The organism is Alkalibacter saccharofermentans DSM 14828, from assembly GCF_900128885.1.
GTDB lineage: Bacteria > Bacillota > Clostridia > Eubacteriales > Alkalibacteraceae > Alkalibacter > Alkalibacter saccharofermentans.
This window is the reverse complement of record NZ_FQTU01000002.1, coordinates 1-11,156: the sequence shown is the minus strand read 5'-3', so window position 1 is coordinate 11,156 and position 11,156 is coordinate 1. Positions and strand designations below refer to the sequence as shown.

General features: G+C 36.4%; 8 protein-coding genes. 6 read left to right on the top strand and 2 right to left on the bottom strand.

Annotated features, from left to right (window positions below; genetic code table 11):
* Positions 1-6 precede the first annotated feature (6 nt).
* On the bottom strand, positions 7-690 hold the full coding sequence (locus BUB93_RS01820; protein WP_073269372.1) for a TetR/AcrR family transcriptional regulator: 684 nt from the start codon (positions 688-690) through the stop codon (positions 7-9).
* Between the two features lie 180 nt (positions 691-870).
* Between BUB93_RS01820 and BUB93_RS01815 the strand changes: the two genes are divergently transcribed.
* From BUB93_RS01815 to cas2, 6 genes are all read left to right on the top strand, one after another.
* Entirely contained in the window at positions 871-2,091 is a 1,221-nt protein-coding gene (locus BUB93_RS01815; protein ID WP_073269371.1) for a reductive dehalogenase, read from the top strand.
* Positions 2,092-2,344: 253 nt separating this feature from the next.
* The gene (locus BUB93_RS01810) at positions 2,345-4,789 is read left to right on the top strand and encodes a glycoside hydrolase family 3 C-terminal domain-containing protein (protein WP_073269370.1); all 2,445 of its coding nucleotides are present in this window, start codon (positions 2,345-2,347) and stop codon (positions 4,787-4,789) included.
* Between the two features lie 410 nt (positions 4,790-5,199).
* Positions 5,200-6,321: an aldo/keto reductase gene (locus tag BUB93_RS01805; RefSeq protein WP_073269369.1), complete on the top strand. Its 1,122-nt coding sequence runs from the start codon at positions 5,200-5,202 to the stop codon at positions 6,319-6,321.
* A 223-nt stretch (positions 6,322-6,544) separates the two neighbouring features.
* Positions 6,545-9,787, top strand: coding sequence for a type II CRISPR RNA-guided endonuclease Cas9 (cas9, locus tag BUB93_RS01800; RefSeq protein WP_084116828.1), 3,243 nt, complete (start codon positions 6,545-6,547; stop codon positions 9,785-9,787).
* Positions 9,788-9,799: 12 nt separating this feature from the next.
* Positions 9,800-10,699 (top strand): type II CRISPR-associated endonuclease Cas1, encoded by a 900-nt coding sequence (gene cas1 / locus BUB93_RS01795; protein ID WP_073269368.1) that lies wholly within the window; start codon positions 9,800-9,802, stop codon positions 10,697-10,699.
* Positions 10,692-10,880 (top strand): CRISPR-associated endonuclease Cas2, encoded by a 189-nt coding sequence (gene cas2, locus BUB93_RS01790; RefSeq protein ID WP_084116826.1) that lies wholly within the window; start codon positions 10,692-10,694, stop codon positions 10,878-10,880. The genes cas1 and cas2 overlap by 8 nt, the downstream gene beginning before the upstream one ends.
* A 15-nt stretch (positions 10,881-10,895) precedes the next feature.
* Here cas2 and BUB93_RS01785 read toward each other — a convergent pair.
* The coding region (locus BUB93_RS01785) for an ATP-binding protein (protein ID WP_159432049.1) at positions 10,896-11,156 on the bottom strand (261 nt) is incomplete at its 5' end.

Sequence of the window (11,156 nt, the reverse complement as noted above, 5' to 3'; positions counted from 1 at the left end):
TGTATTTTAAGCATCTAGAAAAATCTTACTAGGAATCTTCAGACGGTCGTTGTCATTTATTATTTTGTTGCTAAGATCAAAAGAACCCTTCATTCTCTCTTGTTCGTCATCCAAGTTTATGCCCAGTCCGAAAAGTATCAATTTAAAAATATAAAGCCTGAATTGATCGTTGTTAATATCCATACGGCCCCTTTGGCGCATCCTTCCGATGGATTTAATTGCATTGTGAAAGGAAAATAGGTTTAGTTGTATCGTTTGATGCGTATTGTACTCAGGGGAAAAGGCGTGAGTTTCCAAGATCTTTAAATTGAGGTCGTACTGATAAGATCTGTAGAAGGCATCCTCAATTTCTTCCATTATCTCATCTGAAAAAGACTCTACTATAAACGATTCCACCTTTTCGTCACTGAAGAGCATGCTCATGAATACATGGGTATACACCATGGCGTAGAACAAGGGATCTTCATCTGCTTTGATATATTTGTTTAAAGAACCCAAAAGTTCATCAAAAATTTCGCTTATCATTTTGTAAGCAAGTACTTTTTTACTGTCAAAGTAATATTTAATCAAACCCAGATTTGTTGAAGATTTTGTAGTAATATCCCGTGTAGTAGTTCCGTAATAACCTGACTCGTAAAACAAACTTTTGGCAGCCTGATAAATCTTATCTGCAGCGGATATCTTTTTCATGCTTTCACGCCTTTCAATTGAATATCTCAGTTATATATTCTATCATAATATTTAGCAAACATATATATTTAATTTGATAAAAATAAAGTTAAGCCAATAATTATATGCATAATAAAGTAATCTTATTAAAACTTTGATATACTTAAACGAGAATGATAATCATGGATATGGGGTGAAAAAATGATACCAAGAAAAGAGATGAAAAAAAGCGAAAGTCCAATCGATATAAAAGAAGGTGTGTACGAAAGATTTCCTGTTACCAGGCAGGCATTTGTGACCGTGAGTTTTCAGGATGCGGGAGAAATCGGTTACAATCACTGGATGAACAAAATGATGGAAAACATGGTCAGAAGAATGATGAGCGGCGAAGAAGGAAGAAGGCAAGAAGACAATGCTCTTGACTTAGGGGCAAATGCACTCAACTTGCTTATAGGAGAGTACGGATTTCCGAATTTTCAATTCTTAAAATGGAGTCCCCTGTTTGTGCCGGATATGCTTGCCAATCATCCCGTCAATATGCCAAGCAATGAATTATCAAATATGGTGAAAAAAGCAGCAGTTTTATATGGAGCTGATCTAGTGGGAATTGCCAGTCTTGATCCCAAGTGGGTCTATTCAAAAGATCTATTCAAGTCCTTTGAGATTGTAGATGAAGGCTCCCCCCAAGAGACGGAAGATGCCTTCTTAATACCTAGGAAGGTAAACAAAGCCATAGTAATGGCCGTTGCCATGGATGACGAAATGATAGAAACATCACCTTTGGTAGATGCCAGCACCGCTACATCTCTTGGTTATTCCAGAATGGGTATCACGGCGGTATCCCTTGCGGAGTATATTAGGGGTTTGGGATACCAGGCAATCCCTTGCATGAATGATACTGCACTTAGCATACCCTTGGCTGTTGAGGCAGGGCTAGGTCAGTTGGGTAGACTGGGACTCCTTATAACACCTGAGTTCGGGCCGAATGTCAGGCTGATGAAGGTACTTACAGATATGCCCCTTGAAAATGACCATGCAATAGACTTTGGGATACCGGAATTTTGTGATAACTGCCATTTATGTGCAGAGCATTGTCCGTCCAGTGCTATTAGCTTTGGTGAGCAAAGCTACGATGGGATATGTGATAATAACAACTCTGGAATAAAAAAATGGTACATATCAGCAGAAAAGTGCCTGAGACTTTGGCAGACAAATGGAGCAAGTTGTGCAAACTGCATCGCAGTATGTCCTTTTACCCGGGGCTTTGAATCCATGCAGTGTTTTGAATGTAAAAAATGTGAGACTAAAACCGGATGTGAGCTTCAGGTAAATACCCACTTAAGGGCTAAATACGGTTATTTGGATGTTGACACATGGGGAAATAAGCCAAAGGTGCTAAAGCCAAGGCGCAGAGGACTATAGAAAAAACTTGAGTGAAATAAAATAAAAGCAAATGGACATATGCTTAATCATAATTAATCATGGGAAATAACAGTTATCGGCTTAAACATTGATACCGTTGCTTCGTAAGATATAAAACTAATTGATTACATTGCACTTAATTTAGAAGCTTTTTGTGGTTGATCTGCAGAAAGCTCTTTTATACTGGTAAGATTAATTCTATAAGGATATAAATAATAAAACCAGTGCAAGATAACAGTTGGCGGAGGTTGTAATGAAATACAAAAATTTAATAGATAATATGACTTTAGAAGAAAAAGCCTCACTACTTTCAGGAAAAGATTTTTGGATGTCTAAATCTATAGACAGACTGAATATACCTTCGTTAAGAATGGCTGATGGTCCTCATGGAATCAGAAAGCAGATTGGTAGCGCAGACCATTTGGGTCTAAATGCAGGGCATCCCTCTACATCGTTTCCCACAGCAGCTACATTAGCCAACAGTTGGGACAAAAACTTGGTGGAAAAAGTAGGGGAACTATTGGGTGAAGAAGCAAAATCACATGACGTTGACGTTTGGCTTGGGCCAGGGCTTAACATAAAAAGAAGCCCATTGTGTGGAAGAAATTTTGAATACTTCAGTGAGGATCCCTATCTATCGGGCAAGCTTGCAGCGGCGTTAATAAAAGGAGTTCAATCAAAAGGCATAGCAGCCTGTCCCAAGCACTTTGCAGCAAATAACCAAGAGCTTCTGCGCCTGACAAGCGATTCTGTCTTGGATGAAAGAACCTTACACGAGATATATCTTACAGGGTTTGAAATAGCAGTAAAAGAAGGTAGACCCATGTCCATAATGTCTGCATACAACAAGATTAACGGCGTTCATGCAAATGAGAGCTCTTATTTGTTGAAAGATCTATTGGTTGATAAGTGGGGCTTTGAAGGATTTGTGGTAACAGATTGGGGTGGAAGTAAAGACCATGTAGAGGCTGTTAAAGCAGGAAGCCATCTAGAGATGCCATCGAATGGGGGAGTCAGTGATTTAGAGGTGGTGGCAGCAGTCAAGAATGGCAATCTCGCAATGGAAGTACTTGATGAGCGGGTTGACGAGCTTCTCAGTGCAGTATTTAAAATCAAGAAAGAACAGAAAAAACGAGAAAATGAATTTGACGTGGATGCACACCATGAAATGGCAAGAATAGCAGCAGAAAGATCCATAGTACTATTAAAGAATAATGATAAGTTGCTGCCCTTAAAAGCTGGTATTAAAGTAGCTGTGATTGGAGACTTTGCAGTAATACCCAGATATCAGGGGGCAGGCTCCAGCAAAGTTACCCCGACTAAGATGGATGACACTTTGGAGATGATTGAAAATAGCCATCTGGATTTAATAGGTTATGCCCAAGGATTCGAACGATACGGGAAGGCAAATGAAAGAATGAAAGAAGAGGCATTGAGCTTGGCTAGGAATGCAGATGTTGTCTTATTGTATCTAGGGCTTGACGAGAGCTACGAATCGGAAGGTTTAGATCGCAAACACATGAAGATTAGAGAAAATCAGACTCAGCTGTTGGCGGAGTTAAGATATATTAATGAAAATATTGTAGTTGTCCTCAGCGCCGGTTCTGTCGTTGAAATGCCTTGGTTAGACAATGCGAAGTCTTTATTGTTTTCCTGCTTGGCAGGACAGGCGGGAGCAAGCGCAATTATCAATATCGTTACAGGCAGGATTTGCCCCAGTGGTAAACTTAGCGAGACGTATCCTATTAAACATGAGGATACCCCTACATATAATTATTTCCCGGGAAATGAGCTTACTGCTGAATACAGGGAAGGAATATACGTTGGCTACAGATACTATCAAAAAAAGGATATTCCAGTTAGATTTCCTTTTGGATATGGACTAAGCTATACGAAGTTTGAGTATTCTGACCTTGTATGCTCAAATAATAAAGTTGCCTTTAAAATAAAAAATGTTGGGAAAATCCCAGGAGAAGAAATTGCGCAGCTATATGTAGGGTTAAAAGACAGTAAAATATTTAGGGCATCAAAAGAACTTAAAGAGTTCAGCAAAGTTTATCTAGAACCTGGAGAAAAAAAGGAATTAGAGATAGTCCTTGATGACAAAGCTTTCAGATATTACAATATCAAAACGCATAAATTTGAGTTAGAAACCGGTGAATATCGGATTATGGTTGGTGCATCTTCTGAGGATATAGCATTGAATGAAACTTTGCATTTAGTGGGAACAAATGCTGATAGTCCCTATGATGTGGTGAAGTTATCAGCCTACTACAATGGAGATGTGAGAAACGTTTCTGATGAAGAATTTGAATCATTGCTGAATCGCCCGATTCCAAAATCCAGTTGGGATACTACTAAGAGGCTAACAAGTGAAGACACCATTTCTCAGCTTTATTACGCTAAAGGATTGATAGGTCGGCTTGTTTTTAAAATTCTTGACGGAATCAAAAATCGTTCAGAAAAAAAGGGAGAGCCAAATATAAACATACTCTATATTTATAATATGCCTTTTAGGGCGATTTCTAAAATGACCGTGGGGCAAGTAGATGCGGCTATGATTGATGATGTTTTAGAGATGGTGAACGGGAAATTTTTTATAGGAGCGTTTCACTTAATATCCTCGTGGTTTAATAATAGAAGTGAAATTAAAAAATTGAAAAAGCAGTTGGAAAACATTAAAAAAGAGAACATTTAATGCTCTAGGGGCAAATAAGAAACTCAGATTGCCATACAGATCTGCATCAATCTACCAAGGCATTTATTTTGTCTTTGCAAATATCCAGATAGAAAATCCTGCAACTAAGTCTAGCGGGACTTTTCCTTTGACTATTAAATCTGTTATGAGAATCTTGATCGTAATTGAACACTCTACTTTAAGTTTTTGGCGCTGGTGGCATCAAACCAATTCTCATGTAAGATATCAGTCATCAGAGGTGATTTTGTTTTTTATCAACTTAGGTAATTGTCATAGAGATTAAACCGCTCATATCAAGAATGAGATGACGTAATATTTAAAACAAGTTGTAAAAAAATCTTGACTTAGAGTGTACTCTAGGTGGTAAGGTATATATATGGATTGAGAAAAAACTAGAGGAGACGATATATATGGATACAAAAAAACTGGGATTTGGATGGATGAGGTTACCCATCAAAGATAAGGATGATCAAACAAGCATCGACTATGAACAATTAAATAAAATGGTAGATACTTTCTTGGAAAGAGGTTTTAATTACTTCGATACTGCTTACATGTACCATAACTTTGTAAGTGAGAATGCATTGAGAGAGTCGTTGGTAAAGCGCCATCCGAGAGACGCTTATACAGTTGCAGATAAGCTCCCGATTATGCTTATTAAAGAGCAAGAAGAATTGGAGAAGGTATTTAATGAGCAGCTTGATAAGACAGGTCTAGATTATTTTGACTATTATATGATACATAACCTAGGCGCAGGTCATTATGAATTAGCTAAGAAATTTGACGCTTTTTCATTTGTTCAAAATAAAAAAGCGGAAGGCAAAGCAAAGAAAATAGGTTTTTCCTTTCACGACAGAGCAGATTTGCTTGATGAAATTTTGACCGAGAACCCGGAAGTGGACTTCGTACAATTGCAGATCAATTATATTGACTGGGAGAATGAAAGCATTCAGTCTCGAAAATGCTACGAGGTCGCCATGAAGCACAATAAACCTGTGATAATCATGGAGCCCGTAAAAGGTGGAATATTGTCACAGGTTCCTGAAGAGGTGGAAAAGCTATACAAAAATCATGATTCGGAAATGAGCGTTGCATCCTGGGCAGTAAGATATGCAGCCAGTCTCGATAATGTCATTACCGTTTTAAGTGGAATGTCTTCAATGGAACAGCTGTTGGATAATACAGGCTATATGAAGGAATTTAAACCTCTTTTCAAAGAAGAGCTCGATATTATCGACAAAGCTGTTAAGATAATCAACGAATCGATAACGGTACCTTGTACAGCTTGTAATTATTGCGTGGATGATTGCCCGATGAACATCCCCATACCAAACTATTTTTCACTGTACAATGCGAAGGAACGATTTAAAGACAAAGGGTTTAATATTTTAAAGGTCTATTATGGAAATTACACTAAGAAGTTTGGCAAAGCCTCTGATTGCATCGAATGTGGAAAATGTGAAAAGAGCTGTCCACAGCATATAGAAATTATCAAAAGTTTGAAAGATGTGGCAAAAGCGTTTGAGGTGTAGACTGTAAATTAAATTCAAAAAAGTTTAAATAATGTTTACAAGAAAGAAAAAATGTGGTATCATCTAACTAATCTATTATACCAAAACTTAATATGGTTGCTACAATAAGGTAGTACACCGAAAAGCTCTAACGCCTTGCATGATGCAAGGCGTTATCTTTATGCAAAAAACTTGATTAAAAGGAAATATAAGTATATAATTGTTAATTAAAGGGGTGAACATAATGAATTATAAAATTGGATTGGATATTGGAATTACTTCAGTGGGATGGGCAACAGTGAATTTGGATAGTAATGATGAACCTTATAAAATTATTGATATGGGCGTTAGAATATTTGATGCTGCTGAAAACCCCAAAGATGGAGCATCTTTAGCGTTGCCGCGAAGAGAAGCCAGGGGTGCGAGAAGACGAATTAGAAGGAAAAAACACCGACTAGATAGAATTAGAGCACTTATATTTAGCAAGGATTTACTGACTGAAGACCAATTCAATAATTTGTTTGGTCACAAAAAATTAAAAGATATATATGAGATACGAGTTGAAGCATTAGATAGATTACTTAATCAGGATGAAATCACTCGACTATTGATACACTTAGCTCAACGCAGAGGGTTTAAGTCAAATAGAAAGTCTGAAAAACTAGCAGAGGAAGAATCGGGTAAACTTTTAAAAGCAGTTGAAATAAATAAAAAACTGATGTTAGAAAAAGGCTATAGGACTGTTGGTGAGATGCTTCTAAAAGATCCTAAATTTGCGGACCATAAAAGAAACAAAAGCGATGATTATTCCCATACGGTAGGGAGAGATCTAGTTTTGGAAGAAGTACAAATGATTTTTGATTGTCAAAGAAAATATGGATCAGAAATACTCAATGATGAGTTTGAGTCAAAGTACGTTGAGATACTTTTTACACAACGGTCATTTGATAATGGTCCAGGACTGCCAAGCCCTTATTCTGGGGACCAGATTGAAAAGATGATTGGTATGTGCAGATTTGAAAAGAAAGAGAAGAGAGCTCCCAAAGCAGCATTTTCAGCTGAATACGCCAACTTATTACAGAATATAAACAATATCAGAGTAAACATAAACGGAGAAAGTAGATTTTTGACTGGAGAAGAGAGAAGAGCTATTAAGGAGTTGGCCTTTAAAAGTCCAGCTTTAACGTACGCAAAAATCAGAAAAGAATTAAAGTTCACAGAATCAGTTTTATTTTCAACACTAAATTATGGCAACAAGTCCATTAACGATGTAGAAAAAAGCGCGAAATTTGACTACTTGAAAAACTACCATAAAGTTAGAGTGGCTCTGGATAAAATTGAAAAAAACCGTATATGCGATTATAGTATTGAAGCACTGAATGGGATTGGATATGCTTTTACGGTTTACAAGACAGATCAAAAGATAGCAGATTATCTCAATGATTTTAACATATCCAGGAAGGACCTAGAAGTTTTGCTGCTTCATGTTGGAGGATTTAGCAAATTTGCAAATCTCAGCACCAAAGCTTTAGATAAAATAATACCATTTTTAGAACAGGGCTTTAAATATAATGTAGCTTGTGAAAAAGCAGATTATAACTTTAAGGGCCACGACGGAAAAGAAAAGCAACTTTTACTGCCAGCAGAAATCGATGAAATTACTGAAGTTACAAGCCCTGTAGTGCGTAGGGCAATTGCTCAAACTAGGAAAGTAATTAATAGCATTATCAGACAGTATGGAGAAAGTCCGACTTTTATCGGTATTGAGTTGGCTAGAGAAATGGCGAAGGATTTCTCAGATAGAAATAGAATAGAAAAAGAGATGAAGGAAAATCAAGCTCAAAATGAAAGAATTAAGCAAGAAATAAGTGATCAAGGAGTACTATATCCCTCGGGAATAGATATTGTGAAATTAAAGCTTTGGAAACAGCAAGATGGCATATGCCCATACTCACTTAAAGAGATTCAAATAGATAGGCTATTTGAAGTTGGTTATGCGGACATTGATCATATAATTCCATACAGCATCTCGTTCAATGACAGTTATGCCAATAAAGTTGTGGTTTTAGCAAGTGAGAACAGGCAAAAAGGAAACAGGCTACCTTTGCATTACTTAAAAGGAGATAAGGCAGATAAGTTTAAAGTGTGGGTAAATAATACCATTAGGGATAAAAATAAAAAAATGAATTTTCTTAAAGAAGATATCACGGAAGAAGACAGGAAGCGGTTCAAGGAAAGAAATCTCAATGATACGAAGCATGTTTCTCGATTTATGTACAATTACTTAAACGATTACCTGCTGTTTGCAGAAAATAATACTGGCAAGAAGAAAAAAGTAACCGCTGTAAACGGAGCTGTTACAAGTTATTTAAGAAAACGTTGGGGGATTAGTAAAGTTCGAGAAGATGGAGATCTTCATCATGCAGTGGATGCACTTGTGGTAGCGTGTACATCTGACGGGATGATACAAAAAGTGTCAAGACATTGTGATTATAAAGAAAAACGATATGTTCAACTAGATGAACATGTAGTTGATAAAAAAACAGGCGAAATTATAGAAAAATTTCCAATGCCATGGGAAGGGTTTCGAAACGAACTAGATATAAGGTTGATGGATGATCCCATGAAATTTCTCAATAGTATTGGAGAATTTACAGAAGATAATATTAAACCGATATTTGTATCAAGAATGCCAAAAAGAAAGATAACAGGGGCTGCCCACAAAGAGACAATTTTTAGCCCAAAACTAAAAGATGAAGGATTAATATTGCTAAAAAGACCATTGGAGAAATTGAAACTAGACAAAGATGGAGAGATAGAAAATTATTACAATCCAAACAGTGACCGAAAACTGTACCAAGAATTAAAAGAACAATTGGTGAAATATAATAATGATGGGAAGAAAGCTTTTTCAGAACCATTCTATAAGCCTACAAAAAATGGGGAAAAGGGACCTGTAGTCAAGAAGGTCAAAGTTTATGAAAAAGCATCTTTAACAGTCGATGTGCATGATGGAAAAGGCGTTGCATATAATGATAGCATGATAAGGATAGACATTTTCCATGTGGAAGGTGAAGGATACTATTTTATCCCGATTTATATTGCGGATCGTATGAAAAAAGAACTTCCTAGTAAAGCGGTAGTTGCACATAAACCCTATAAGGAATGGAAAGAAATGAACGATAAAGATTTCATATTTTCATTATACCCAAATGATTTGATTAGAATTGAAGGAAAAAAAGAATTGAAACTATCTGCAATAAGTATTAAGGGAACACTCTCTAAAGAGTACATATGCAAAGAAATACATGCTTATTATGTTAAATCAGGAATTAATAGTGGCGTAATTACAATTATTAATCATGATAATACATACACAATACAAAGTTTAGGTATAAAAACTTTAAAAACTTTAGAAAAATATCAAGTTGACCCACTTGGAAATCACTATAAAGTGGGAAAGGAAAAACGAATGCCATTAAAATAATGAGGTGGTTGAATGGGTTACAGAAATATTTTTATTTCATCGCCGGCCAAGTTAAGCTGCAAGAACAGGCAATTTATTCTTAATACTGACATGGAGTATTCAATTCCTATAGAAGATATCAACTGTGTGATGATCGAAGATCTTAGGTGCAACATAACTGCATATACGCTATCATTACTAGCTCAAGATGGCGTTACAGTTTTTATTTGCAATGAAAAACATCTGCCGATAGGGACAATACTGCCCTTGTGGAACCACTCTAGACAATATAAGATTATTAAAAGTCAGTTGAATCAAAAAAAGCCATTTTTGAAGCGTTTGTGGCAAAGCATAATAATTAAAAAAATTGAGAATCAAGCCGTTTGCTTATCTTTATCAGCAAAAGAAGGAGAACAAAAACTTTTTGCGATTGCTCAAAACGTCAAGTCAGGAGATGTAGGCAATTCAGAGGGGAAAGCTGCTAGATATTACTTTCAGAAGCTCTTTGGTGAAGGGTTTTATAGAGGTGATGATTGTATAACGAATGCTTGCCTCAATTATGGTTATGCCATCTTAAGAGGAGTAGTGGCAAGAAACTTAGCGACTTATGGATTTGAAAATTCTATAGGAATATTTCATCACAGTGAGCAAAATAGCTTTAATTTGGCAGATGACATTATTGAACCATTTAGACCGGTAGTGGATTTGTATGTAAAAATAAATATTAATGATGATCTGGAGGAATTGACACCAAAAATAAAGCAAGGTATATTCAATCTTTTAAACTGTAACGTTTTATCCGATGGACAGGTTCACACAGTATCTTATGGGATTGAACGAATGGTGAAGAGTTTGTCTAACTGCTTTATTAATGATGGTGAAAAGCTTGTATTACCCGAGTTAATGCCTCTTGAACAGCATTTATATGAGTAAATTTATGAGGATGTTGGTTTTCTTCGACTTACCGGTCACGAAGAAAAAAGAGAGAAAAGCTGCGACTGCATTTAGAAATTTTTTACTGAAAGATGGCTATCACATGATACAGTTTTCCATTTATGGACGGGTGTGTTTGGCAATAGAAAAGTACAACTTTTGGCAATCAAAAATACAATAGCCAGTACTAACCTTATTACTTGATTAATGAATTCATCATGCGGTAGCTTTTGCCTGTAAATATGAGCATATGAGAATGGTGCACTAGTCTATCAACGATAGCCGCAGTTAGCTTTTCATCAAACAGGAAACCTTTCCATCTACCAAACTCAATATTGGTTGTTATGATGACGCTTTTAGTCTCATAACATGTAGAAATGATATCAAACAACAATCTGGCACCTTCTTGGTGAAGGGGGAGATACCCCCATTCATCAAGTATGAGCAAATCAGCCTG